The sequence below is a fragment of the Marivirga arenosa genome, assembly GCF_030503875.2.
GTDB lineage: Bacteria > Bacteroidota > Bacteroidia > Cytophagales > Cyclobacteriaceae > Marivirga > Marivirga arenosa.
The window spans coordinates 687,713-713,719 of record NZ_CP129968.2; the positions used below are offsets into that span (position 1 = coordinate 687,713).

Annotated in this window: 20 protein-coding genes; 10 read left to right on the top strand and 10 right to left on the bottom strand. The window is 32.5% G+C overall.

Features of this window, described 5'->3' with window-relative positions; genetic code table 11:
• Positions 1-3 precede the first annotated feature (3 nt).
• The 3 genes from QYS47_RS02950 to QYS47_RS02960 all read left to right on the top strand — a co-directional run bounded on the left by QYS47_RS02950 (position 4) and on the right by QYS47_RS02960 (position 4,732).
• A complete protein-coding gene (locus QYS47_RS02950; RefSeq protein WP_322347670.1) occupies positions 4-2,508 on the top strand; it encodes a protein kinase domain-containing protein in 2,505 nt (834 codons plus the stop codon).
• Between the two features lie 86 nt (positions 2,509-2,594).
• On the top strand, positions 2,595-4,061 hold the full coding sequence (gene crtD / locus QYS47_RS02955; RefSeq protein ID WP_322347671.1) for a 1-hydroxycarotenoid 3,4-desaturase CrtD: 1,467 nt from the start codon (positions 2,595-2,597) through the stop codon (positions 4,059-4,061).
• On the top strand, positions 4,058-4,732 hold the full coding sequence (locus tag QYS47_RS02960; RefSeq protein WP_322347672.1) for a carotenoid biosynthesis protein: 675 nt from the start codon (positions 4,058-4,060) through the stop codon (positions 4,730-4,732). The genes crtD and QYS47_RS02960 overlap by 4 nt, the downstream gene beginning before the upstream one ends.
• Positions 4,733-4,769: 37 nt before the next feature.
• Here the strand turns inward: QYS47_RS02960 and QYS47_RS02965 are convergent, their stop codons facing one another.
• On the bottom strand, positions 4,770-4,997 hold the full coding sequence (locus QYS47_RS02965; protein ID WP_322347673.1) for a hypothetical protein: 228 nt from the start codon (positions 4,995-4,997) through the stop codon (positions 4,770-4,772).
• A gap of 269 nt (positions 4,998-5,266) precedes the next feature.
• Here QYS47_RS02965 and QYS47_RS02970 point away from each other — a divergent pair, with 269 nt between their 5' ends.
• Complete coding sequence (locus QYS47_RS02970; protein WP_322347674.1) at positions 5,267-7,045, top strand: chloride channel protein; 1,779 nt, start codon at positions 5,267-5,269, stop codon at positions 7,043-7,045.
• Positions 7,046-7,524: 479 nt separating this feature from the next.
• Here the strand turns inward: QYS47_RS02970 and QYS47_RS02975 are convergent, their stop codons facing one another.
• From QYS47_RS02975 to QYS47_RS02995, 5 genes are all read right to left on the bottom strand, one after another.
• Entirely contained in the window at positions 7,525-8,586 is a 1,062-nt protein-coding gene (locus tag QYS47_RS02975; protein WP_308357841.1) for a S41 family peptidase, read from the bottom strand.
• Positions 8,583-9,395 carry a hypothetical protein gene (locus QYS47_RS02980; RefSeq protein ID WP_322347675.1) on the bottom strand — a complete coding sequence of 271 codons (813 nt, stop codon included), beginning with the start codon at positions 9,393-9,395 and terminating at the stop codon, positions 8,583-8,585. Before QYS47_RS02980 ends, QYS47_RS02975 begins: the two co-directional genes overlap by 4 nt.
• Positions 9,388-10,596 (bottom strand): diaminopimelate decarboxylase, encoded by a 1,209-nt coding sequence (lysA, locus tag QYS47_RS02985; protein WP_308357839.1) that lies wholly within the window; start codon positions 10,594-10,596, stop codon positions 9,388-9,390. The genes QYS47_RS02980 and lysA overlap by 8 nt, the downstream gene beginning before the upstream one ends.
• 29 nt (positions 10,597-10,625) lie before the next feature.
• Positions 10,626-12,659 carry a cation:proton antiporter domain-containing protein gene (locus QYS47_RS02990; RefSeq protein WP_322347676.1) on the bottom strand — a complete coding sequence of 678 codons (2,034 nt, stop codon included), beginning with the start codon at positions 12,657-12,659 and terminating at the stop codon, positions 10,626-10,628.
• A 225-nt stretch (positions 12,660-12,884) separates the two neighbouring features.
• Positions 12,885-13,643 (bottom strand): SDR family NAD(P)-dependent oxidoreductase, encoded by a 759-nt coding sequence (locus tag QYS47_RS02995; RefSeq protein WP_302127986.1) that lies wholly within the window; start codon positions 13,641-13,643, stop codon positions 12,885-12,887.
• A 181-nt stretch (positions 13,644-13,824) separates the two neighbouring features.
• Between QYS47_RS02995 and QYS47_RS03000 the strand changes: the two genes are divergently transcribed.
• Positions 13,825-15,471: an RluA family pseudouridine synthase gene (locus QYS47_RS03000; RefSeq protein WP_322347677.1), complete on the top strand. Its 1,647-nt coding sequence runs from the start codon at positions 13,825-13,827 to the stop codon at positions 15,469-15,471.
• 38 nt (positions 15,472-15,509) lie between these two features.
• On the opposite strand, the gene QYS47_RS03005 is transcribed toward QYS47_RS03000, so the two are convergent.
• Complete coding sequence (locus QYS47_RS03005; RefSeq protein WP_322347678.1) at positions 15,510-19,031, bottom strand: PKD domain-containing protein; 3,522 nt, start codon at positions 19,029-19,031, stop codon at positions 15,510-15,512.
• Between the two features lie 97 nt (positions 19,032-19,128).
• On the opposite strand from QYS47_RS03005, the gene QYS47_RS03010 reads away from it, so the two are divergent.
• A complete protein-coding gene (locus tag QYS47_RS03010) occupies positions 19,129-19,602 on the top strand; it encodes a DUF6438 domain-containing protein (RefSeq protein WP_302127976.1) in 474 nt (157 codons plus the stop codon).
• A 21-nt stretch (positions 19,603-19,623) separates the two neighbouring features.
• Here the strand turns inward: QYS47_RS03010 and QYS47_RS03015 are convergent, their stop codons facing one another.
• Together QYS47_RS03015 and QYS47_RS03020 are read right to left on the bottom strand one after the other, a co-directional pair.
• The gene (locus tag QYS47_RS03015; protein ID WP_322347679.1) at positions 19,624-20,151 is read right to left on the bottom strand and encodes a hypothetical protein; all 528 of its coding nucleotides are present in this window, start codon (positions 20,149-20,151) and stop codon (positions 19,624-19,626) included.
• Positions 20,144-20,674, bottom strand: a complete 531-nt coding sequence (locus QYS47_RS03020; RefSeq protein WP_322347680.1) for a helix-turn-helix domain-containing protein — start codon at positions 20,672-20,674, stop codon at positions 20,144-20,146. The genes QYS47_RS03015 and QYS47_RS03020 overlap by 8 nt, the downstream gene beginning before the upstream one ends.
• 111 nt (positions 20,675-20,785) lie before the next feature.
• On the opposite strand from QYS47_RS03020, the gene QYS47_RS03025 reads away from it, so the two are divergent.
• The 4 genes from QYS47_RS03025 (at position 20,786) to QYS47_RS03040 (ending at position 22,900) form a co-directional block, all read left to right on the top strand.
• The gene (locus QYS47_RS03025) at positions 20,786-21,043 is read left to right on the top strand and encodes a YtxH domain-containing protein (RefSeq protein WP_302127973.1); all 258 of its coding nucleotides are present in this window, start codon (positions 20,786-20,788) and stop codon (positions 21,041-21,043) included.
• 58 nt (positions 21,044-21,101) lie between these two features.
• A complete protein-coding gene (locus tag QYS47_RS03030) occupies positions 21,102-21,593 on the top strand; it encodes a Dps family protein (protein WP_302103244.1) in 492 nt (163 codons plus the stop codon).
• A 118-nt stretch (positions 21,594-21,711) separates the two neighbouring features.
• Positions 21,712-22,488 (top strand): UDP-2,3-diacylglucosamine diphosphatase, encoded by a 777-nt coding sequence (locus tag QYS47_RS03035; protein WP_322347681.1) that lies wholly within the window; start codon positions 21,712-21,714, stop codon positions 22,486-22,488.
• 16 nt (positions 22,489-22,504) lie between these two features.
• The gene (locus tag QYS47_RS03040) at positions 22,505-22,900 is read left to right on the top strand and encodes a hypothetical protein (protein WP_322347682.1); all 396 of its coding nucleotides are present in this window, start codon (positions 22,505-22,507) and stop codon (positions 22,898-22,900) included.
• 83 nt (positions 22,901-22,983) lie between these two features.
• Here the strand turns inward: QYS47_RS03040 and gcvP are convergent, their stop codons facing one another.
• The gene (gcvP, locus tag QYS47_RS03045) at positions 22,984-25,896 is read right to left on the bottom strand and encodes an aminomethyl-transferring glycine dehydrogenase (RefSeq protein ID WP_308357832.1); all 2,913 of its coding nucleotides are present in this window, start codon (positions 25,894-25,896) and stop codon (positions 22,984-22,986) included.
• Between the last annotated feature and the right edge of the window lie 111 nt (positions 25,897-26,007).

Genomic DNA, 26,007 nt, shown 5'->3' on the forward strand with positions numbered 1-26,007 from the left:
GTAATGGGGTATTCCTGGAGTGAGTTAGAAACGATCTTCCAAACTGCATTAAAGTTACCCGAAAAAGATCGTATAGAATACGTGAAAAATCAAGCTGAGGGTAATTCTAAATTAGAGCAGACTGTATTATCAATGCTGAAGGAGTCTGAAAATGCCAATCACTATTTTGATAAGCTTCAAGTAGATATAGCGCAAGGTTTTGAGGAAAGGAAAGAGGATATTTTTAACATTGGTGATATAATTGATAAATATGTTATAAAAGAAAAATTAGGTGAAGGAGGGATGAGTCAGGTTTATCTGGCTGAGAGAAATGATCAACAATATGATCAACTAGTAGCTATAAAATGTTTTTCAATTTCTAATGAGAAGCACGATTTATTTAAAAATTTCCAAAAAGAACGCCAATTTCTTGCCAAGCTGAACCACCCAAATATTGCCCATATTCTTGATGGAGGTGTAACAGATCATGATATACACTACATCATTATGGAATATGTAGATGGGATGCCATTAGTTGACTATATCAATCATAATAATTTTGATCTTAAGAGTAAGTTAAAAATTTTTAAAAAGGTATGTAATGCAATTAATTATGCTCATAACCATTTAATTCTTCATTTAGATATAAAACCTTCAAATGTTTATGTGAATAAGGAAGGAAGCATAAAGTTATTAGATTTTGGCATTGCGCAAAAAATAGGAGAACCACTAGCTGATCGATATTTTTTGGCTTCGCCACTTTATGCATCACCAGAACAAATTAAGAATAAAACTATAAGCGTAGCTTCTGATATCTATCAACTCGGGATATTATTGCATCAAATACTTTCAGGAAAATTACCCTTTAAATCGAGAGAAAACAGTTTAAAATCAAATAAGGAATTAATTCTTTCTCAAGATAGCATTGACAAAGAATTACTATCTATTATAAAGAATTGTTTAAAGGAAAATCCTGATGAGCGTTATCTTTCTGTTTCAAGTTTAATTCAAGATATAGATTTCTTTTTGGATAATAAGGCAATTGCAGTTCATAGTAAATCAGTCTTTTATCAAGGAAAAAAGTTTTTTATAAGAAATAAAATAAAAATGTCTTTAGCGATTCTGCTTCTGATATCTATGACAATGGGAATAATTTTTACCTCTCATCAAGCAGAAATAGCAAAGAAAAATGAATTAAAAGCGAAAAAGACTAGTGAATTTTTATTGGACATATTTAATAATGCAAACCCAAATTTGACTAAAGGAAGCTTGACGGTTAAGGAAATCTTAGATAATAGTACAAAAAGTATTGAAAATAAATTTGATGAAAGAGAGTTCAAATTGACCTTATATGCTCAACTTATTGATATTTACACGAATGTGTATTTGTGGGAAGATTCCAAAAAGTTAGCGGAGAAAGTACTAACTGATTATACGGATCTTTATAATTATTCTTCCCTGATAATCATGAGTAATTTAGCTTCGAATTACAGAGAATTATCAGAATACAAGAAGGCGGATTCAGTTTTTTCTAAGATTGTTAGCAGCTTTGAAATTATTCCAGTAACACCAGAATTTAAGGTTGAAAATTATTTAGCTTATGGAAAATTAAAACAGATCGAAAGTAATTATGATTCAGCATTACAACTAATTCATAAAGCGGATTCTATTACTAAGATGAGGAAAACTAGACCTAAAGAAGCAGCAGATATTTTTAACCATTATGCCTCAGTTTATAAAGATCTGTCGAAGTATGATACAGCTTTAAGTTTTCAGAAAAAAGCAATAAATACCATCAGTGACATTGATGGGCCTGAATACCAAAACTCATTATCCATTTATTATAATAATCAAGGGAATATCTATGAAAAGCTTTCATTATATGATTCAGCAATTCTAGCTTTTGAGAATTCAATTCAACGCAAAAGGCAAATTCAATCAAAACCTAACTTAGATTTGGCAATTACCTATAGTAACTTAGGGGGGGCGTATTATAAGAAAGAAGCCTATGACAGTGCTTCAAAATATTTGAATACTGCAATTACAATATTCAGTATTGAATTAGAGCCTGACAATAATTTCATAATTTCTTCTCGCTATTCTCTTGCCAACATCTATTATAGCCAACAACAGTTTAAGAAAGCCTTTGAAGAATATAAATTAATACTCCAAGCAGACACTAACAATTTTGGATCTGAACACCCCTACGTGGCAGATGATTATATTTCTTTGGCTAATTGCCAAAGGGAGATGGGAGAATTAAATAAGGCACTAAAGAACCTGAAGAGAGCGGAAGTCATAATAAATAATAAATTTGATAAATCGCATCAAAAAACATCATACCTAAATAATAAATTTGGGATGTTGTATGAAGCTATGGAGAATTATACTTTAGCTCAGTTGTACTATCAACAATCATATGATTTAGCTTTTCAATATTTAGGTTCAGATCACCGCTATACAAAACTTTACAAAGAAGATGTTGAACGGGTGTCTAAAATCATCAAAGCATCTATCAAGAATATGTAAAGCTAACTTTTCTGACTCAATATTTAAATTTTTTAAACTATTCGGTTTAATATTAATTAGATTGAGAAATATTTTTAAATATTCATATGAAAGCTGTAATTATAGGTGCTGGAATTGGTGGAATCGCAACTTCTATCCGCTTAGCTAAAAAAGGGTATGAAGTAGAAGTTTATGAACAAAATAGCTACCCTGGGGGTAAGTTATCAGTTTTTGAGCAAGATGGTTTTCGCTTTGACGCAGGCCCTTCTTTGTTTACTTTACCAGAACTTGTAGATGATTTGGTGTCTTTACAAGAGGATTCAGAAGATATTGATTTTCCCTATAAGAAATTAGATGAATCGTGTAGATATTTTTGGGAAGATGGGAAGAGGTTGACTGCTTATACAGATCCAGAAAAGTTTGGCCAAGAGGTTGAAAAAGTTTTTGGTGTTCCTCCTAAGGTAATTGTAGACTACATAAAAAATGCAGAATTTAAATATGAAAAGTCTGCGAGGATATTTTTAGAAAAATCATTACATAAGCGCTCTACCTTTTTATCAAAAGAGATTCTTCCTGCCTTGTTGAATATATATAAGTTTGGACTTTTTAAAAGTATGAATCAGGTCAATAAAAAGGCATTAAAACACCCTAAATTGGTTCAGCTTTTTAATCGATTTGCAACCTATAATGGTTCTGATCCTTATCAGGCTCCAGGCATTCTAACTTCAATAGCAAATTTGGAATTGAATAAGGGCACATTCTATCCACAAAATGGTATGTTTCAAATAACGGAAACGTTATTAAAAGTAGCTGAAAGCCTTTCTGTTAAATTTAACTATAATTCCAGAGTAGAGCAGATTCTTATAAAAGAAGGTAAGGCAGTTGGAATCATTAATAATGGGGAGAAAATACTTGCTGATTTAGTAGTAAGTAATATGGATATTTACCCTACTTACCGAAAGCTGCTATCTGATCAAAAACAACCTGAGAAAATATTAAAACAAGAAAGGAGTAGTTCAGCCCTCATTTTTTATTGGGGTATAAATAAGGGTTTTGATGAGCTCGGTTTACATAATATATTTTTTAGTGAAGATTATGAGAAAGAATTTAATCATATCTTTCAAAAGAAAACAATTGTGGATGATCCTACGATTTATGTTAACATCACATCTAAGCATACACCCTCTGATGCACCCAAAGGAAAAGAAAATTGGTTCGTAATGGTAAATGTACCTTCAAACAGTGGGCAAAATTGGGATGAGTTAATTCCAATAATAAAAGAATCAGTTATTAAAAAGCTAAATAGAATTTTAGGTACAGATCTGGAAAATCTAATCAAAACTGAAAGTATTCTTGAGCCTAGGACTATAGAAAGTAAAACTTCCTCTTATGGTGGAGCACTTTATGGAAGTAGTTCTAACAATCAATTTTCAGCATTTTTAAGGCATCCGAATTTCCATCAAAAAATTAAAAACTTGTATTTTTCTGGGGGTAGCGTACACCCAGGTGGAGGCATTCCTTTATGTTTACTTTCAGCTAAAATTATTGATGACTTAAGTCCAGCTGCAAAATGAAAAAAACATCAGTTCTGAACTTTATTGAAAAAATAAGAGATAGGCCTTTAATTGGTATAATAATCATTTCTGCTTTTTACTTTTTCGGTATTATTGGAATTATATCCCCCTATCAAGATTGGTTTATTGAGAAAACTGCGTTCAACTTAATGTTGTCATTTTTGATAGTGATTTTATATCAACAAAGTCATGATTTACGGTTAATATCAGCTATTATCTTTTGTTATGTTATTGGCTTCTTTGCTGAATTTTTAGGAGTTAATTATGGGTTGATTTTCGGTAATTATTATTACCCAGATACTCTAGGTCCACAATTAAAAGGAGTTCCTTTAATTATTGGTATAAATTGGTTTATCATCACTTTTTGTGTTGGAGCAGTGATATTTAGATTGTCAAAAATCCCTTTGGTAGTTAAAGTTTTATTGGCTACAGTTTTAACTGTTTTAATAGATGTTTTGATAGAACCGGTTGCCATGAAAATTGATTTTTGGAATTGGAGTAATAATGAGGTGCCTTTTCAGAATTATTTAGGTTGGGCCGTTATTTCCTTGCTGATTTTTTCTTTTTATGCCTTAATTAAAATTCCATTTAAGAACATTGTGGCAGTTGTTTTACTTATTTGGCAGATTTTATTTTTTGGTGTGTTAAATCTGTTTCTAGATGTAATTTGAGAGAATAAAAAAGCCGACACATGGTCGGCTAATATTATTATGCTGAAGTTTTAACGTATTGATTTTCTTGAACTAACTCAAAATATTCGTCAAACAAGGATTTTGAGATTAATTTACTGTCCGTTCCTGAACCCCATTTGGCATTAATTTCAAATAAGCCGTTAAATGACCTACCTTCATAATTTTCGCCAATTCTAAAACCCTCCAATCCAGTTTTTTGGTCAGGCAATTTATTACATACGAAATTTATTCTGTACCTATCCATGTTTAAAAAGTTTACATAAAACTATAAACTATAGACCAAGATGCGTGCCAAAAGGTTGGTATTTTTAAATTAATTATCGACCAATCCTATATATTTTAAGACGAGTGCAATGAGAATCATATCATTTAAGGATTCAAAACTATTTCCATTATATGGTAGGTAATTTCTTTATTTTGTAATGGATTTAAGTTTTGAAAATATCCTATAAATCTTCTAAAATAGATCAATTTCGGACTTGGATAGCTTTATAATTATTTACCTTTGCAAACATGAAATTTAAATCACTCTTACTTAAGTTTCTTATTTGGCGTGTAAAACACGTAAGTACCACAAACTTTGTGATTTTCACCAGTGGTATAATTGGTATTATTGCTGGTTTAGCCGCAGTAAGCTTAAAGGAGAGTGTTCATGTCATTCAAAATTTCCTAACTAGAGATTTCCAACAAGAATTTGGTAACTATTTATACTTAAGTTATCCTCTAATTGGTATAATTCTTACTCTATTGTTGTCTAAATATATTTTGAAGGAAAAGTTAGGGCATGGCATTACGGACATACTGTATACAATTTCAAAGAAATCAAGTATTGTTAAAAGAACCAAAACCTTCTCTAGAATGCTTACCAGTTCCTTGACGGTTGGTTTTGGAGGTTCTGTAGGATTGGAGGCACCTATTGTGGTAACGGGTTCGGCAATTGGTTCTAATATTGGAAGGTTAGTTCACTTAAATTATAAGCAAAGAACTCTTTTGATTGGTTGTGGTTCTGCTGGAGCTATTTCAGCAATATTTAATTCGCCTATAGCAGGAGTAATTTTTAGTATAGAAGTGATTTTAGCGGAGGTAACAATTAATACCTTTATACCACTATTGATAGCCTCAGTTTGCGGGGCTCTAGTTTCTTTAACTTTGTTAGGCGATGACGTATTATTTTCATTTAACCTGACTGATGATTTTGTAGCTGCAGATACTCCCTTTTATATCTTTTTAGGAATTTTTACCGGTTTAGTTGCTCTTTATTTTACAAGAGTAGTTAGTAAAGTTGAAGGATTAATTCATAATGTAAAGGGAGATTTAAATAGAGCAATTCTTGGAGGTGTTGCACTGGGTTTCTTAGTTTTTATTTTGCCACCACTATACGGTGAGGGTTATGATACTATTACAAAGTTATTGGAAGGGAATGCTCAAAAGATATTGAATAATAGCCTTTTCTTTGATGAAATAGAGTCATTTTTCTTAATTGTTTTATTTGCTGCTGGTATAATATTAGTGAAGCCAGTTGCTACAGCCCTAACTATTGGTGCTGGAGGTAGTGGTGGTATATTTGCCCCTTCTTTGTTTTTGGGAGGCGTCACTGGATTTTTGTTTGCTTATCTGGTTAATAAATTAGGAATTACAGCACCTATAAGTTTAAGTAATTTTACTTTGGTAGGAATGAGCGGAGTTATGAGTGGAGTATTACATGCACCTCTAACAGCTATTTTCTTAATTGCAGAGATCACTAGTGGTTACACTTTATTCGTGCCGCTCATGATTGTATCAGCAATTTCCTATAGTACCATATCTTATTTCGAAAAATATTCAATGTACACTAAGCCACTTGTTGAAAAAGGTGACTTAATCTATCATGATAAAGACCGACAAGTTTTAAGCTTAATCGATTTAAAAAAAGTTATTGAAACGGATTTATTAACCATAGATCCAGATGCAACTTTGGGAGAATTAGTTGATTTAGTAAGATTTTCCAAAAGGAATATTTTTCCAGTAGTGAATCAGGATAAAGAATTAATGGGAATAGTAACATTGGATGATATTCGTGAAATTATGTTCGATGAAGAATCCCGAAAAAATATTATTGTTAATACTTTAATGCATACCCCACCTACAAACGTTACTGGTAAAGAAAATATGAGATCCGTGATGATGAAGTTCGAAAAAACAGGTGCATGGAACTTGCCAGTGTTAGAAGATGGTAAATATGTTGGCTTTGTTTCTAAGTCAAGAATTTTCAATGCTTACCGTAAAAAATTGATCAGACAGCAAATCGAATAGGTTTACATTTTTGCAAACCTTACATTCTTTACTTCTGTAAGAAAAAGTAGTGTGTTTTGGCTTAAATGCTTGATCTTCTGAGGATTGTCCACATTTGTAAATTATTAAAAATATATATAACATACTGATTAACAGTCTCTTGAAATTTATGTGTGGATAAGTGTGGATAAGTATAGCTATTTGTGGATAAAAAATTGTTTGATAACTTGAATCTTTATTTTGTTAAAATACACTGCTAAAAGTGTGGTTATATGTAAGGTTTCATTTGAGTAGTAAAGTGTTTTACAAATTGTACTAATTATTAAACAAAATAGGTCTAAGTAATATTACGTAGATTAATATTAATTGATTATTAACTGTATAAGTTGAATGTATACTTTAAGTTAACTTGAGGATTCAATAATTATTCAGGAAGGATCATTTATTTTTTAATAATTCAACTTTAGCCTGTTGATTTTAGTTTATTAGAATAATACAATTTAGTTATTCTTTATAAAATTAATTGCAGCTTCAATCATGCTGTCTTTTCCATTAGCAAGATCAATTGAATCTAGAGCTACTTCAACATCTGGTTTAACCCCAAATTCAATATTATTCCCATTTGCATCTATTGTTCTTGTAGAAGAAAAACGATAACGCCAACCATTAGGTAATTCATCATTAATTGGCAATCCACCACCCCCGCCAGTTTGATCTCCAATTAAAGTAACGTTAGGTAAGAAACTCATCATGCTAGCAAAGAAGTTTGCTGAACTGTAACTGCTTCTATTTATTAAAACAACGATTGGCTTGTTGAATTTATAATCATCATCTCCGTCAAACTCAATGAATTTCTCTTCAGCTATGGAAAAATCTTTATGGCCAGGCCCTGTTTTATAATACCAGTCTGCCACTTTTATTTTATCATCTGCAAAGCGATTGGCTATAGTGAATGCATTACTAATACTTCCACCTCCATTATTTCTGATGTCAATGATAAGACCAGCAACAGGACCATCAAGGCTATTAATTTCAAACCCACCTTTTCGTTCGTTAATTAGGAATTTCTGAACGATATAATTCATTAGTGAAGTGCTTACATTGTCTGAGAAGCTTTCATAATACATATAACCGACTGAATCAATAATGGTATTATGTATTGGGCCTGAGATTTGATAATCCTCACTTGGAACTAAGTAATTTCTTTCAATTATATCGAAATTAAAATTGCTTGGGTATTCTAAAAACCATTCCCAGTTTCGGGAAAAATCTATACCTGCTGATATGTTAACATGTCCATCTTCAAGAATAAATAAAAGCTCGGATAGTACCTCAAATAGCTCAATGCTATTTCTAGCCGCAATAGCTTTAGGTCTATAAATGCTTCTTGCAGAATCCCAATCAATATTTTTATCATCAAAAAACGAATATTTTTCATCTACAGTAGTCCATAAATGATCAAATACTTCAGCGTTTTCAGGCTCTGGATTTTCTTCAATAAATAATCTTTCACATGAAAGATTAAAAAATGCTAATAATATGATGATTAGGCGGATTCTCATAATTGAAAAAATGTACTTATCATGATAGCATGCTCTGCTGTTTTGATCGGGTTCTGTGATTGATAGCTTTCAAAACTCCAGAAGTAATCTAGTCTTAAGCCATTACCATTTTTTAAAGGATAGTATAAATACATTTGATTTGACCATTTGAAATACTTGTTAAATGAGATGATATCTCCTTCTAAAATATAATCAAAAAACTCAACCTCTTCTTTATTTATGGATGCTGGAAATTTGGTTGAAGCAAATAGCGGTCTAGTGGCATAGGTAACAACTGGTATATTTACAAACATCCCAATGTCAAATTTTCGCTTCCATAAAGTAAAGCTTTTATCTATTAAAATTGCTGGAGCAACGGATATTCTGGTCTCTATGTGCTGACTATTATTAGTATAACTTAAGTGTTGTCTCAATGCCCACTTTCCTGATAAATCAAAGCCTAAATTTAGATTTATGAATTTATCATTTTCATTAAAAACATTCCAATATTGCTGATAATGTCCTTCTAATCTGAAAGTGTACATTTCAGCATTGCTAATACTGCTGTTAGGATTATTAAAATCAAACTTTAAATGTGATGTATTAAGTTTGCTGTCCTTCTCAGTCAAATGGCCTAAGATTACACTTCCACCAATTCCATTGTATAATAATGGTGAAATGCCTTCATCCAGAACATTTACATAACTACCTCCAACACCGGTTATAAAGTGAGAGATAGGCTTTTCAGTTTCACTAATTATTTCTTGAGCTACATTTTTATTGAGTAACCCTAAGCATAATATGGCAAGTATGAAGTATGCTTTATTCAAAATCAACAATGACTTGGTTTCTTAGAAGGTCATCTAAGGACTCTCTTTTTCTTATTAATTGATCTTTTCCTTCATGTACTAATACTTCTGCAGGTCTATAGCGTGAATTATAATTCGAGGCCATAGAAAACCCATAAGCTCCAGCATTTTTGATTGCAATTATATCACCTTGTCTAACCTCAGAAAGTCTTCTGTCAGTACCAAAAGTGTCTGTTTCACAAATATATCCAACAACCGTGTATACTCTTTGTGTATCAGATGGATTTGATATATTTTCAATTTGATGGTAAGCATCATACATCATAGGTCTAAGCAGATGGTTCATTCCTGTATCTAAACCTACAAATACTGTGGCAGGGGTAGTTTTGATTACATTTACTTTAGATAAGAAATAACCTGCTTCGGAAACTAAGAATTTTCCAGGTTCGAACCATAATTCTAAATCCTTGCCTCTGGATTTGCAGAAATCCTTAAATCTTTTGCTTACTTCTTTTCCTAATTCCTCAATGTCAGTTGTTACATCGCCTTCTTTATAAGCTACTTTAAATCCACTTCCAAAATCAATAAAATCTATATCAGGGAAGTCTTCAGCAGCTTCAAAGATTATTTCAGTTCCTCTTAAAAAGACTTCTGAATCTAAAATATCTGAACCAGTATGAATGTGAAGTCCAATTACATTAATGTTATAATTTTCAATCACCCTTAACAAGTGCCTCATTTGTAGAATAGAAATCCCAAATTTTGAGTCGATATGACCGGTTGATATTTTTGAGTTTCCACCCGCCATTATGTGTGGGTTTAATCTGATACAAACCGGAACACTGTTATGATATTTGTGACCAAATTGCTCCAAAATTGAAATATTATCAATATTGATCATCAGCCCTAAATCAACAGCTTCAACGATTTCATCTATAGAAACACAATTAGGAGTATATAAAATATCCTTTGGTTCAAATCCAGCTTTTAATCCTAAATAAGCTTCTTGTATAGAAACTACATCAAGGCCAGTTCCGTGCTTTTTCATCCATTTCAAAACTGAAATATTGCTTAAAGCTTTGGTAGCATATTTTAGCTTCAGATTAATGCCAGAAAAGGCATCATTTAAACGTTTGATTTGAGAAGCTATTTTGTCGGCATCATAAACATATAATGGAGTGCCGTATTTTTCAGTTAATGAGGTTAAGAATTTATTATCCACTCGATTGTTATATTAAAATTTAAAAGCGATTATTGAATGCTAATTTTTTCGTAAAAATGTTCCAAATCTTCGGGTTTACCAAATACAAAAATAACATCTCCTAATATAGGTGTGGTTTCTGGTCCAATTTGAGTATTAAGTTCACCATCTCGTTTAATTCCAATTACGGTAACACCAAAATTATGACGAATGTTAGTTTCTGCTATAGGTTTTCCTGTTATTTGGCTGTTTTCACGCTCAATTTCATAACAAGCAGTCGTAAGATTTGGAAATTCTTCTGTCAGCTTCATCATTGGGTTTCTTTTAATGACACCCCTAAGCATTTCGTAATTATCTGCTCTAATGTTTCTAACAAACTCTTTTATTCTTTTTTGAGGAATAAAATACTGATTTAGTACTCTTGTGAATATTTCAACAGAAGTTTCAAATTCTTCAGGTATTACTTCGTCTGCCCCAAGTCTAAGATTTTCTTCTGTTTCCGTAATAAAGCGAGTTCTAACTATAACATGAATAGTATTACTTATCACTCTAATTTGAGTAACAATTCTCTTAGTAGCCAATGGATCAGAAATTGCAATTACTACCACCTTAGCTTTATGAACCCCTAGTGATTTCAAAACTTCAGCCTGAATAGCATCTCCAAAATGGATAGGCTCGCCTAAAGCTTTATATTTTTTTATGGTATCTGGATTCATTTCACAAATCACATAAGGAATACCAGCACTTTTTGCTGCTTTAGCCACATTTTGACCATTCAAACCAAAACCAATAATAATAATATGATTCTCTAATTCTTTATCGGCTAATTCCTCACTTTCTTCCACGTTTTCAGGAAATGAAAAGAACATTTTTTGAGTGTGATTGCCAATAGTTGTTGCGAGTTTATTACTAGAGAGAAAATCAGCTAATTTTGGAGATATACTTATAATATAGGGAGTAAAGCCCATTGTGAATAGTGAAACAGATAAAAAATATTGGTAAGTCAAATCTGATATGAGACCATAAGTAATGCCTACAGTTGATAGAATAAAGGCAAATTCACCTACTTGAAATAAAGAGAATCCTATTCTGTATGATGTCCTTCCAGGATAACCTAAAACAGCCCCAGAAAAAGTAGCGATTATAGTTTTTGCTACCATGGTAGCTACCATTAATCCTAATATGATAAGGAAGTGATCTGCTACAAAAAATATATCCAATAACATCCCAATTGAGACGAAGAAGAATGAAGTGAATAACTCATGAAACGGTAGAATATTACTTGCTGCCTGATGACTATATTCTGATTCGGAAACAATTAATCCCGCTAGAAAGGCTCCTAGAGCCAATGAAAGTCCTAAAGATGAACTTAACCATGCTATTGAGAAGCAGATTAAAACAATGACTAAAATGAATAATTCTTTACTCTTTGTTTTAGCAATTTGATAGAATAACCAAGGCACTATGTAGCGGGCACTTACTAAAACAAATGCAATTAATAATGCCGCCTTTAAAAGCATCATTAGTATTTCAGTCCAAATATTTTCTCCTTGTCCAGCTAGTAAAGGCGTAAATAACATCATTGGAACTACAATAATATCTTGAAATATCAGTATAGCTAATATAGTTTTACCATGTGGTGTGGTGGTTTCACCTTTGTCCTGAATTAATTTGAGAACAATAGCCGTACTACTTAATGAAAATAAGAAACCCAGGAATATTGCAGCATTTAAATCAAAACCCGTGTTAAGAGCAATCAAACTTACTAATAAGATAGTGCCGATTACTTGTACTGACCCCCCTAAAAAAACTGCTTTTTTTATTGATATTAAACTTTTAATTGAGAATTCAATACCAATAATAAATAACAATAAGATAACACCGATCTCAGCAAATACTTTAACGCCTTCAGTCGCATCTATTAGTTGAAAACCGTATGGGCCTGCAATAATTCCGGTAATTAAGAACCCGATAATTGGAGGTACTTTTAGCTTTCTAAATAATAAAATAACAAAAATGGATAGACCTAATATGATAACTATATCACTTAAAATGGGTATATCAACGCTCGCGGCTAGTATCATGCACAATTTACTTTAAATCAAAATTAATCATATATGACAACTATTTATCTTGATTTAATAAATCTATTATAATTATTTTTAAATAAGGGTTTTGTAGTGTTTTACATTACTAATTCGCTATGGATGTTTAGTAAAAAGTAAAAGCCAGTACAAGGGAATGATCTGTCATAAAAAAGTATTCTCTAACCTTATGGGGTCTTTACAAAATATACTGGCTATTAATTATCAAGCTGTCATACCACCATCTACAGGGTTAACAGTTCCAGTGATGAAGCTGCTTTCATCACTTCCTAAAAACAACATGAGCTTTGCCACATCTTCGTTTGTTGCATATCGCTGAAGTGGAATACTTTGCTCAAATCCTTTTTTAGCTTCAGCTCCTGCTCCTGGTGCAAATCCTTCTTCTAAAGAGCGCATCATTCTATTATCCACCGGTGATGGGTTAACAGTATTAACTCTAATTTTATGAGGAGCTCCTTCCAATGCAGCAGATTTCATCATTCCTATAACAGCATGTTTACTTGTTACATATGGCAGTACATTAGGCGTACCCATAAGCCCAGCCACTGATGAAGTAATGATAATGCTTCCACCCTCTTTGTTTTGTTTCATAATAGGGAAAACATGTCTTAATCCATAATAAACCCCTTTAATATTTACATTTATCAGCTGGTCAAACACTTCTAAGGGATATTCATCCAAAGGAGCTACCTTTCCCTCTATACCTGCATTATTATAAAATATATCTATCCCTCCTAATTTGTCTTTTGCGAAGGCAACATATTTTTCTACTTCCTTTTCATTACTTACGTCAGCTGCGAAAGTAAACAGATTGTCTGATTTTAATTCTTCTTTCGTTTTTTGTAACTCACTATCTTTTAAATCAGTTATTAACACTTTTGCACCCTTTTCTAATAAAAATTTAGCTAAGGTTTTTCCAATTGCTCCAGCACCTCCAGTGATTATAATTCTTTTATTTTTCATGATATTAGGTTTTAGCTTTTCTCTATTTTAACGTAAGCTGTATTTGGAAGTTGGTGATATAAGTTACTCTATAAGATGATTTAAATTTAGAATGTGACTAATATTCATCATGTTACTAATACTTAATTACTTAATTTTGAATTTATAATCTAAGACTTCCAATAGCCCAAATTCATTTTAAATGCAGGATAAATACTTTAATAATTTTCAAACAGATGTCTCAGAAATTGTATTGCCAAAGAAATTCACTTTTCCTTTTTCTTACGAACCTCATTCTTTAACAAAAATTGCTGCAAAGGAACTGCAACAACTACTAAGTAAAAAATCACTGGAAAAAGAAATCAGTGGTAAGATGTATGGTGTTTTGGTAGTTAAAAACAAGAATAATGAATTAGGCTTTTTAGCTTCTTTTTCTGGTCAAGATTACGAAGGAGAGGAGCCAGCTAATTTTGTGCCGCCTATTTTCAATAGGCTAAATAAAGAAGGGTTCTTTAAAAAAGGAGAGGAAGAATTAAGACAAATAAATTCCAGAATTGAAAATATAGAGAAGGATACTGAGTTTATAACCTTAAGAGAAAAATTAAAAGACCAGAGTAAAAAGGCTGATTCAGAAATTAAAAATAGACAACTCGCTAAGCATAAATCCAAAGCAAAAAGAAAGGAACAAAGAGAAGAAGCAATGATTAGCTTAAGCCCTGCAGCATATGATCATCTTAATGAAAAACTAAGTAAAGAAAGTAGGAAGGAGGATTTTAACTATAAAAAGTTCACAAAGGATTGGAAGAGAAAAATTGCTACTATCCAGAAAGAGCTATCTGTTTATGAATCTAAAATTCAAAAATTAAAAAAAGATAGAAAACAAAAGTCTATTCTATTACAGAAAAAGATTTTTGATCAATATCAGTTCTTAAATATCAAGACTGAAAAGAAAGGACTTGAGACCATATTTGAACCAATAGGCAATCCGCCATCTGGAGCTGGTGATTGTGCATTACCGAAGTTACTTCAATATGCATTTCAGAATAATTATGAGCCAATTTCAATGGGAGAGTTTTGGTGGGGTAAAGCGCCAAAGTCAGAATTACGTAAAGAGGGTAGGTTTTATCCAGCCTGCAGTGGCAAATGTAAGCCTATTTTGGGTCATATGTTAGAAGGTCTGAATTTGGAAGATGATCCCTTGAAGCAGTATACGGCTAAAGATAAAGTAATTAAAACCTTATATGAAGATGATTTTATAGCAGTGATTGTTAAGCCTGCTGGTTTGTTAAGTATCCCTTCGAAGGAAATTAAAGATTCTGTTTTATTAAGGATGCAAAAAAAGTATCCCAAAGCTACAGGGCCACTGTTAGCTCACCGATTAGATAAGATGACTTCAGGGATTATGCTAATAAGTAAAGATTTGGAAAGTCATAAATACCTACAAAAGCAATTCATGGATAAAAGTATTTCAAAGCGTTACTATGCAATACTTGCTGGAGAATTAAAAAGTAATAGTGGGGAAGTAAATCTGCCTTTGACTGTAGATGAAGATAATAGGCCTATGCAAAAAGTATCATTTGAAGATGGGCGAAAAGCTAAAACCAAATGGGAAGTTATTGATTGTAAAAATGATAGAACATTAGTCAAGTTCACACCGATTACAGGAAGAACACACCAATTAAGGGTTCATTCTGCACATCCTGAAGGTTTAAATGCTCCAATTGTGGGAGATACATTATACGGTGAGAAAGATGAGAGATTAATGCTGCATGCGCAATTCATTGAGTTTTATCATCCTAAAACTGAAGAGAAATTGAGCTTTGAGGTTGATCCAGATTTTACACTATAGAAAAGCCCTATGGATTTCCATAGGGCTTAATCAATGGGTTATTCAATAATTATTTTTCTTTGTGCTTGTTGATCCCCACTAAGAATTTTGATGAAATATAATCCACTTTCAATTCCTTTTAAATCAATAGACTTTTTCTCATGATATCTATTTTTTTTGAATCTTTTAGATAGAATTTTTTTTCCGTCTATAGAATGAATTGTAACTAAATAACTACCGAAGATTTTATTTTCAAAAGAGTAATTTAATTCTTTAGCACCATCAATAGGATTTGGGAAAGCTATAAAACTTGTATTTAATGGTGAGTCATTTGATAACACAGTTATATTTTCAGAAACGCCTTCGCAACCATTAATTAAAACTGAAACTTTATAGTCGCCACTATTCTGAACCATAATAGATTGACTCGTGGCATCCGGTAATATTGCGTCTTTATAAAACCATTGGTATGCATCACCTTCAGTGGAGGTCAAAGTAAAATTGCCATTTTCATCAGGATCGCTTACTGTAACAACAGGAGTATGATTTTCTTGAATGATTATATACGAAAATTTTTCTTCTACTACTAAATCTTCATTAATATCAGTTGCAGTAAGTTTTACATTATATTCTCCAGCAGTATTATAAACCACTTGGTGTGGACCTACACCTAATGCTGTTCTTGGTTCAGCACCTTCTCCAAAATCCCATTCTAAGGCAGTAATTGAGCCAGATGATTCATTAATAAAGGTTATGGTAGTTTGCTCACAACCTTCCTGAATATTAGAAATAAAATTAGGAAAAGCAGGGCCGGGCTCTGGTCCAGATATTTCAAAATTATCAAAGGCCATACCAGCATCAATTTCTGCAGCATCAGTTAAAAACTTGACTCTGAATCCAACTGTTTCATTTCCACCTAAGAAGGAAATATCAGTAAATTTTCTTTCGAATGAATTATTTGTGTTACCGCTAAAAATTGGAACTTGGGCTCCAAATACTGATAAAGGATCACTAATCTGATTGTACCAACCTTCAGCCTGTTCTGGGTTTAGTTTTGTCCAGTTTTCTCCCCTATCGGTAGTATACTCCACTATAAAACCATCCCAATTTGGCTCAAAGCTATAATTAGTTTCAAAGGAAAGCTCATAATTACCTAAACTTGCGAAATTAAATTCCGGACTATAAATATAAGCTTCAGAATCATTTTCATATTGGCTTTGATTTATACCTGTAACAATTGCATTACTGCCACTCGCAGTACCAGCTTTTCCTGGAATAGAACTTTCGCCAACTTGAAAGCCAGTTCCAGCTATGTTTTCTATTATAAAATCTATGTCTGTACCTTCTAAGTCTCCACCATCAGATAGGGTATAAGGTATATCTTTGGGCTTTATTACTGTCAAATAATTTTCTTTAACTACTTCTGCTTCACCATCAGCTGAAGTAATAGTTAAACGTACATCATAAATTCCTCCTTGTGAATAAATGTGGCTTGGGTTTTCTAAGGTTGAAGTGCTGCCATCTCCAAAATCCCAGCTGTAGGTACTAGCTCCAGTTGATAAATATTGAAATTGAACTTCATCACCTACAAATATAAATCTTGAATCAGCTGTAGTAAAATCGGCAGTAGGGCTACTTTTTAATATCTCAAAATCATCTATCAACACACCATCAGCATTGTATCCTTCTGCTCTAAATCCTCTTTTAGCATAAAATACTAATCTGAAATTAACTTGGCTATTTCCAGTTAAAAAGCTAACGTTATATTTAGCTTTTACAGGTATGAAGGTAGTATCTCCATCAATTACTTCAATGGTTTGTTGTATCCAACCTGCATTAGCTTCTTCTGGAAAAATTTGAGGGGAATCTTCTGATACATTATACCAGTTGCTACCTGCCTCATCTCTTATATCTCCTAATAGTTGCCAATTTTTACCGTTATCTATACTATATTGAACATGGAAACCGAAGGGGCCGGTTCTAAATAACCCTATTGATTGAGTGAAGGCGTTTTCCATGCTGAAATTGAATGATAATTCATGGTTTTTATTTACATCAGAAAAATCAAAAGTAGGGCTTAAAAGTGCGCCACTGATATTTTGGTCTAAAACTCCAATGTCGCTATTTAAATTAGTTTTCCATACATTACTCCCAGATGGCGCTTGATTTAATCTATTTCCCGGAGTCCCTAATTCCCAAATTTCATTATTTCCATCTATGGGAATAGCTTGAAAATCGTCAGGATTTGACTCGAAGTCACCGCCATCCAAAACTGAATACGGAACAGGTTTAGATTTTAAGTTAACTATGTTAATTTGGTAGGTATTATTTGGTGAATTGACAGGTAATCTATACTCTCTACCTGCTTGATCAATTATATTTCCAAAATAATACTTGATACTCAAAAATGTACCAGGGTTTGGGATTTTAGCTGTAAAGGTTATTCCATCACCACTATCTGTCATATTAATGGTTTCAGTAGTTTGAAAACCATCTGTAGAATAAACAACCACTGGTGATAAACTCTCAAATGTAGTATCACTATTAATACTTAATTCCAAAGAAAAAGGATCTGCGATGTTGTCTGTAAGTTGATTATTGTTGGTATGATCCAAATAGGTATGAACCCATCCCATATCTGCAAATATTTCATAAGTTATACCAGGATCATGGATGGCTTCGCCAGATCCAAATTGTGGAGACATTAGTGAATTTGGATTTCCTGCTCTGTAAGTATTTTCATCTAAATGAGAATAACTAGAACCTTGATTCCAAGTTGAAGGTGCAAATAATTTCGGCCTAGTTCTCAGTGCTGAGACAGCATTAGTTCCGTTAAAAAATAAATCATCACTTGTTAAAGCATCAGCTGTTTCTGGTGAATTATCTGGTAATGAAATAATGGGGCTATTATCACCTAATTCAACAAATTGAGTAAATACAGATGGATATACTGTATTAAATAATGTCCATGAACCGGATTGTTGCTCAAAAGATACTCCACCCGTAAAGCCAAGGCCATGTCCAAGTTCATGTAAAACAATTGACACAAAATCATATTGGTTTGCAGGAGGATCACCGTCCAAACCGAAATAGAAGTCGAAATCACTATTGAAACTTGAAGAGATATCTGCATCACCTGAGCCATTTAAATTCTTTCTTGCCAATTTTTCGGCTAAAGCAATTGGGTAAAAAGTTCCTTTTTTTGGGGCTCCTTCAAAATCACGGAAATAATTAGTAGGGCCAGCTTGTCCTAAAACACCCTCTCCTAAAGCTTCAAAATTCGCATCAATAATAATTTGCACAGGACTTTTTATTAATGAAGCCCAAATATCTACAGCATATTGATAGGCTGTTTTAGCCTGTTCAGTAAAACCATTATAGTTTACAATAATATTTACAGACTTAGCTTTTCTAAAATTTTTAGATTCAATAAAGGCTTTTGGAGGGGGAACAAAAGTATCATAACTATTATGATCAACTGGACAAATTATAGGTTCACCCTTTATAGATACCTGACCATTGATATTTTCAACACTTATAAAAATTAAAAGAGTAAAAAATATTGCGAACGCATTTTTCATATTTGATGTATTGATATTATGAACTTTAAATTTAATTATTCTACTTTGAAATAATATCTTTTTAATCACATTGTTATAAAAATAATACAAAAAATTTATGAAAACTTTTCAATCTATAATATTACTGGTTTTTTGTTCTACATTACTATTTACATCATGTAAGTCAAATCAAACTAGCTCTGCTACTGAAATAGAGGAAATATTTAGCTTAAATACTACTTCTTGTATGGGGCCGTGCCCAGTATTTAATTTGACCCTTTACGGAGACAAAAGGTTGGTTTTCGAAGGAAAACAAAATACTGATTTAGCAGGTGAATATGAAAAGCAACTATCTGAGGAGCAGTTTGATGCTTTAATGGCAATAGTTGAATCTGCTGATTGGGCAAATTTAGAGGAAGAATATAGATCAGACATGACAGATTTGCCTACACAAAATTTCATGTATAACAGAAATGGAGTAATTAAAAAAGTTATGAGATATGGTGCTGGACCAGAATCCATTTCTAATTTGAGCGACACCATACTTACTTTTGTTGAGGAACAAATCTTTTCAGAGAAAACAAATGATTAATATCGAGAAGTGAGATCTTTCTCACTTCTTGTTTTTAGGTAAATATTTTGAGGTGAGATTATCGTTTTCAGATTCATTGCTCCAGAACACATTCATAATATAATATCTATCCTTATCTCTTAGTATTTGAATGCTATTAATCCCTCTTCTTTGGACAGGTCCATTCTTTTCAGTTCTCACTGCATAGGTACTAAAGCAATGAACAATGTTTCCAAACTCTTCAGTAATTCTATTTAACTCCTGTTCGTAAAAGGCAGTACCCTCTCGATATTTTTTGTACATATCAATATATTCTTGAGGTGTCCAATAATTATAGCTGATTTCTCCTTCTTCATTTATTAGAGTGGGAATTAATTTAGCATCTTCAGAAAAAAGAAATTTAAACCTCTCCCAGTCACGTTCTTGGTCGGCAGGGCCTGAAATAACTTCTGTCAAAGCTGACATTATATTCTCTACAGATTGAACGTCTTTCAGATAATTCTGCGAGAATAAATTTTGATTAAAAGAAAATAGGATGAATGTAATGAGGATGTAGTATAGTTTATTCATTATGCTTATCAATTATTTTTATCAAATCAGTATTACTTTGAAGAACTGTTTGTAATATATCTAATAAATTGGAGTAATCAGTAGATAACTTTTGATTTAAATCTTCATGATTGAGATTTGAATTCATCCTCATTTTATGAAAAGCTCTGAAGCCATCCACCATTTTTTGGATGTCCTTATTCTGTTCTTTTAGATGTTTTAATTTATTTCCGTTATTCCCTTTTAAGGCATTCACTTTATTTTTCAAACCTTGAAAAGGGAAATTGTCTTCAATTATTTTGAATGGATTTTTATCTAGAATAGGTTTTTCAGCCTCAAGTTTTAAATCTTCATTTACGATTTGATGAATATCAATGTTAAAAAAATCAGCAATTTTAACTAAGTTTTCAATGCTGGGTTGCGCAAGCTCCTTTTCATAAGATGCTATATTACCTCTTTTTAATCCAACAGATTCAGCCATAGCGGTTTGGCTAAGGCCTCTTTCCTTTCTTAAGAATTTTATATTTTCAGATATTTTAGTCATTTGTTAACAATATTAACAAAAAATAAGATAAAATGTCAAAATATGTAACATTATTAGACTGATAGAGTTATTAATAAGTGTAGATTATTAGAAACTAAAATAAATATCACTATGAATAATGGAGTAAAAATATTGACAGGTTTTAGCTTAGGATTGTTAACAGGTGCTGTTGCAGGTTTATTGTATGCACCAGAAAAAGGAGATAAGACCAGAAAAAAATTGAAAAAGAATGTGGATAAATCTTATAAAGATTCTATGAAAAAGATTGATGAATTGAAATCCACATTAAATCAAGAAATTGATAATGTTTCATCTAAAGGAAAAGAAACTTTAAGTCAATTGAAAGAATCTGTAAACTATAAAAACTAGGATTGTAATTTATTGATTTAAGGTTCAAATATTTTTGAGTTTAAAAATAGATTAATAAATGAATACTGTAACAGAAAAAAGATATAGAAAATTAGGATTTGACAAGTCTGAAACCGAAAGATTGGTGGAAGTGATGAATGCATTATTGGCAAATTACCATATGCATTATCAAAAACTTAGAAACTTTCACTGGAATGTAAAAGGAGCTGATTTCTTTGATTTGCATGAGCAATTTGAGGAAAGATATGATATTGCAAAAGAAAGTATTGATGAAATTGCTGAACGAATTCGAGTATTCGGGCACACACCGCTTAGTAATTTGAGTGATTACATGGAGAATTCTGATATTAAAGAATCTCCAACTAACTTACCAGCAGAGGAAATGGTACAAGAAATCTTAAATGATTATCAAATATTATTATCGTTTCTGACTGATGCCATGAATGCTGCGATTGATATAGGAGATGTTGGTACTGAGGATATGTTAAATACATTTATCCAAGACATGGAGAAACACCACTGGATGCTAAGTTCTTTCTTAGGAAAATAAATTGATAGTAGTAAAGTTGAAAGCTGAATCAAGTAAAGGTTCAGCTTTTTTTATGCCCTACTTAAAATCCTAAAAATTGAATAGAATTCATATCCTTTTTTTAGCTTTGTAGCTAGAAATGAAAACAATAAACCTAGACATAACAGAATCTAAGAAATTATATTTCGCCTCAGATTTTCATTTAGGAGCACCCAATAAACTAGAAAGCTATAAACGAGAAAAGTTAATCGTCAGATGGATGGACAGTATAAAAGAAGATGCTTCAGCCTTATTTTTAGTTGGCGATTTATTTGATTTTTGGCATGAATATAAGCGAGTTATTCCTAAAGGGTTTATTCGGTTTCAAGGAAAATTAGCCGAGTTAGCCGATTCTGGTTTACCCATCTATATATTTACAGGAAATCATGATATGTGGATGTTTGGCTATTTCACGGATGAATTAGGAATAGAAATTCTTAAGTCTCCAATTTCATTAAATGTGGATAAAACTAAAATATTAATTGGTCATGGTGATGGTTTAGGGCCTGGTGATAAAAAGTACAAGGTACTCAAAAAGATTTTCGCGAATAAAATATGCCAGTGGTTCTTCAGACAAATTCATCCGGATTTAGGAATCAAAATAGCTAATGCATGGTCTGCAAGCAGTAGAATAAGTAGCACTACATCTGATACTGAAAAATTTTTGGGTAATGGCGAATGGTTATGGACCTATGCAAAGGAGATGGAGAAGAAGGAACATTTTGATTATTATGTGTTTGGGCACAGACATTTACCATTAGATCTAGAGGTTGGAGAAAATTCTCGCTACATAAATTTAGGGGAGTGGGTGAATTATAATACATTTGCATCTTTTGATGGCAAAGAATTTGTACTCAAAAAATTTGATGAAGAATAATTTCTGTCTTTACTATATGAAAAGAGTATTACTCATACTTATTATTTCCATTTTAACTGTCTCGCTTTCATTTGCTCAGAAGAGTAGTTCTAAAGACAGTGTGGAAATTGAAAGTATAGAAAAAGATGGCCGTGTAAATTATCCAAAGAAAATTCTAGTAAATCCTGAATTTGATTTTAAACTTAAGAAAACAGAAAAAGGGAAGTTTAGCCTAAGCTTCTATAATGAGAATAATAAGGCTGTCACCATTAAGATTTATGACCTTATAGGTAATTTGATTATGCAAGAAACCGTATCTAATAAGGGGCCTTTTAATAAGGAATATGATCTTAGTTATTATAACCCCAAGTTCTTTATCGTAGAAGCAGGCAGTTCCCAATACAACAAAACCAAATCAATAATTGTAGAGTAAGATTGTAAATCAAGTAATGGATTCATACAAAAAAGCCTTTCATTTTTTAAAATGAAAGGCTTTTAAGGTATATATATTTGAAATTAAACCGCTAACTCCGCTTTGTTTTCTTCATATTCTGATACTGGAATACAGCTACACATCAAGTTTCTGTCACCATAAGCAGAATCTATTCTACTTACACTTGGCCAGAATTTATTCATTCGAACTGATTCTAATGGGAATACAGCTTTTTCTCTTGAATAAGGTAACTCCCATTTTTCAGCCAAAGCAACAGACATAGTATGAGGCGCATTTTTCAATACATTGTTTTGCTGATCTGCTTTTCCATCTGCTATTTCCTGAATTTCTTCTCTGATTGAAATCATGGCAGTACAGAATTTATCTAGTTCCATTTTACTTTCACTCTCTGTTGGCTCTATCATCATAGTACCAGGAACAGGGAAAGAAACTGTAGGAGAATGGTATCCATAGTCCATTAGTCTTTTTGCAATATCTTCCACTTCAATTCCAAACTCTTTGAAAGCTCTGCAATCAATAATCATTTCATGTGCTGCTCTACCTTTTTGATTTGTATACAACACAGGGTAATGACCATCTAATCTTTCTTTAATATAATTTGCATTAAGGATAGCAATTTGAGTGGCTGCTTTTAATCCTTTTGCACCCATCATGCAGATGTAAGCATAACTAATGGATAAAATACTAGCACTACCCCATGGCGCAGCTGAAATAGCTGAAATAGCCTGATTTCCACCAGTTGGTACCAATGGATTACCAGGAAGAAAGTCTTCCAAATGTTCTGCCACACAAATTGGTCCCATTCCAGGGCCACCACCACCATGAGGAATACAGAATGTTTTATGAAGATTCAGGTGACAAACATCAGCTCCAATATTTGCTGGAGAAGTTAGTCCAACCTGTGCATTCATGTTAGCACCATCCATATAAACTTGCCCACCATTATCATGAATGATCTGACAAATTTCTTGAATACTTTCCTCAAAAACACCGTGAGTTGAAGGATAAGTTACCATTAATGCAGCTAAATTATTTTTATACTCTTCAGCCTTAGCTCTTAAATCATCAAGATCTATATTTCCTTGATCATCACATTTGGTAATCACCACTTTCATTCCTGCCATAACAGCACTAGCTGGGTTTGTACCATGTGCCGATGAAGGAACAATGGTAACATTTCTATGACCTTCTCCTCTGCTTTGATGATAGGCTCTAATCACCATTAGACCAGCATATTCACCTTGTGCACCTGAATTAGGCTGTAATGAAGTTGCAGCAAAACCCGTGATTTCAGTTAGCATATTTTCCAGCTTAATGAACATTTCTCTATATCCTAAAGCTTGTTCTTTCGGAGCATATGGGTGAATGTATGCTAATTTAGGCCATGTTACTGGGATCATCTCTGCTGTTGCATTTAGTTTCATTGTGCATGACCCTAAAGAAATCATAGAATGAACTAATGATAAATCTTTATTCTCAAGCCTTTTGATGTAACGTAACATCTCGTGCTCAGCATGATACTGATTGAAAACAGGATGTTCTAAATAATGACTTTCACGAATGAATTGTTTTGGCCAATCTAATTCTAAATCATTTACTTTTTCTTCAACTGTAAATTTAGATTCATCTTCATCTACTACTAAAGCGAAAATCTCAATTAACTCTTTAATATCATGAATTCTAGTGGTCTCATTTAAAGAAATAGAAACCGTATGCGTCCCGCTTAAATTCAAGTTAATTTTTCTCTCATATAATAATGAGTGAAGTTTCTCCCTTAATTTTTCCGATTCTAGTTGTACGGTAATAGTATCGAAGAAATGCTTGTTAGAAACTTCATATCCTAAAACTGTTAAGCCATTAGCTAATAATTTTGTTAAGGAATGAGTACGGATAGCAATTTTTCTTAAACCAATTGGCCCATGATAAACAGCATACATACCTGACATAATCGCTAATAATACTTGAGCTGTACAGATATTTGAAGTCGCTTTTTCCTTTTTGATGTGCTGCTCTCTGGTTTGAAGCGCCATTCTATAGGCTTTGTTTCCTTCTTTATCGATTGATACTCCAATGATTCTACCAGGAATCTGTCTTTTATATTTTTCTTTAGTCGCGAAATATGCTGCATGTGGCCCACCGTATCCTAATGGAATTCCAAATCTTTGTGAAGTCCCTACTACACAGTCAGCTCCCATTTCACCTGGAGGTGTTAAGATTGCTAAAGATAGTAAATCTGCACCGATAGCGGAATAAATATCGTTTTCAGCAGCCGCCTCAATGTAAGGCTTAAGATCTAATATTTCTCCTTTTAAGTTTATTTGCTGAGTATAAAATCCAAATATTTCAGGATCCGTAACATCCAATTGTGTTAAGTCAGCAAATCTTAATTCAATTCCAAGAGGATTTGCTCTGGTTTTAAGAATATCTATGGTTTGTGGGAAAGTATTTTCATCTACAAAGAAAACATTAGCAGACTTCTTTTTTCCTTTTCTTAAACCATAGAACATACTCATGGCTTCAGCAGCAGCAGTACCCTCATCTAATAATGAAGCATTAGCGATTTCCATCCCAGTTAAATCAATAACCATAGTTTGAAAATTAACCAGCGCTTCTAATCTTCCTTGTGCTATTTCAGCCTGGTATGGAGTATAAGCAGTATACCAGCCTGGATTTTCTAAAATATTTCTTTGAATCACTCCAGGTGTGTGGGTATTGTAATACCCTAAACCGATATAGGATCTAAAGATCTGATTTTTATCAGCGATATCTCTAAAAGATTCTAAAAATTCAAACTCGGTTTCAGCTTCTGGAAGATTTAAATCCTTCTTAAGCTGAATGGCTTTCGGGATTGTTTCATCGATAAGTTGCTCTAAAGAATCGGCCTTTACCGTTTTCAGCATCTCTGATATTTGCTGATTATCCGGTGCATTATGCCTCACATCAAATCTTTCTTGGTATAGAGGGTTTAATTTCATAATATTTGAAAGTATCTTTAATAAATATTTTAGATATTCACGGACTGTTTCGTGCCACAAAAGTACAATATATTATTTAGGATTTTTGTTCACTTAACAGTAAAAATTTTA

Coding starts and splice junctions, on each gene's coding strand:
- QYS47_RS03005 (WP_322347678.1), bottom strand. CDS start 19,031: ATGAAAAATGCGTTCGCAATATTTTTTACTCTTTTAATTTTTATAAGT.
- crtD (WP_322347671.1), top strand. CDS start 2,595: ATGAAAGCTGTAATTATAGGTGCTGGAATTGGTGGAATCGCAACTTCT.
- QYS47_RS02970 (WP_322347674.1), top strand. CDS start 5,267: ATGAAATTTAAATCACTCTTACTTAAGTTTCTTATTTGGCGTGTAAAA.
- QYS47_RS03015 (WP_322347679.1), bottom strand. CDS start 20,151: ATGAATAAACTATACTACATCCTCATTACATTCATCCTATTTTCTTTT.
- QYS47_RS02950 (WP_322347670.1), top strand. CDS start 4: ATGGGGTATTCCTGGAGTGAGTTAGAAACGATCTTCCAAACTGCATTA.
- QYS47_RS02990 (WP_322347676.1), bottom strand. CDS start 12,659: ATGATACTAGCCGCGAGCGTTGATATACCCATTTTAAGTGATATAGTT.
- QYS47_RS02965 (WP_322347673.1), bottom strand. CDS start 4,997: ATGGATAGGTACAGAATAAATTTCGTATGTAATAAATTGCCTGACCAA.
- QYS47_RS03030 (WP_302103244.1), top strand. CDS start 21,102: ATGAATACTGTAACAGAAAAAAGATATAGAAAATTAGGATTTGACAAG.
- QYS47_RS03010 (WP_302127976.1), top strand. CDS start 19,129: ATGAAAACTTTTCAATCTATAATATTACTGGTTTTTTGTTCTACATTA.
- QYS47_RS03040 (WP_322347682.1), top strand. CDS start 22,505: ATGAAAAGAGTATTACTCATACTTATTATTTCCATTTTAACTGTCTCG.
- QYS47_RS02995 (WP_302127986.1), bottom strand. CDS start 13,643: ATGAAAAATAAAAGAATTATAATCACTGGAGGTGCTGGAGCAATTGGA.
- QYS47_RS02960 (WP_322347672.1), top strand. CDS start 4,058: ATGAAAAAAACATCAGTTCTGAACTTTATTGAAAAAATAAGAGATAGG.
- QYS47_RS03020 (WP_322347680.1), bottom strand. CDS start 20,674: ATGACTAAAATATCTGAAAATATAAAATTCTTAAGAAAGGAAAGAGGC.
- QYS47_RS02975 (WP_308357841.1), bottom strand. CDS start 8,586: ATGAGAATCCGCCTAATCATCATATTATTAGCATTTTTTAATCTTTCA.
- QYS47_RS03000 (WP_322347677.1), top strand. CDS start 13,825: ATGCAGGATAAATACTTTAATAATTTTCAAACAGATGTCTCAGAAATT.
- gcvP (WP_308357832.1), bottom strand. CDS start 25,896: ATGAAATTAAACCCTCTATACCAAGAAAGATTTGATGTGAGGCATAAT.
- QYS47_RS03025 (WP_302127973.1), top strand. CDS start 20,786: ATGAATAATGGAGTAAAAATATTGACAGGTTTTAGCTTAGGATTGTTA.
- QYS47_RS03035 (WP_322347681.1), top strand. CDS start 21,712: ATGAAAACAATAAACCTAGACATAACAGAATCTAAGAAATTATATTTC.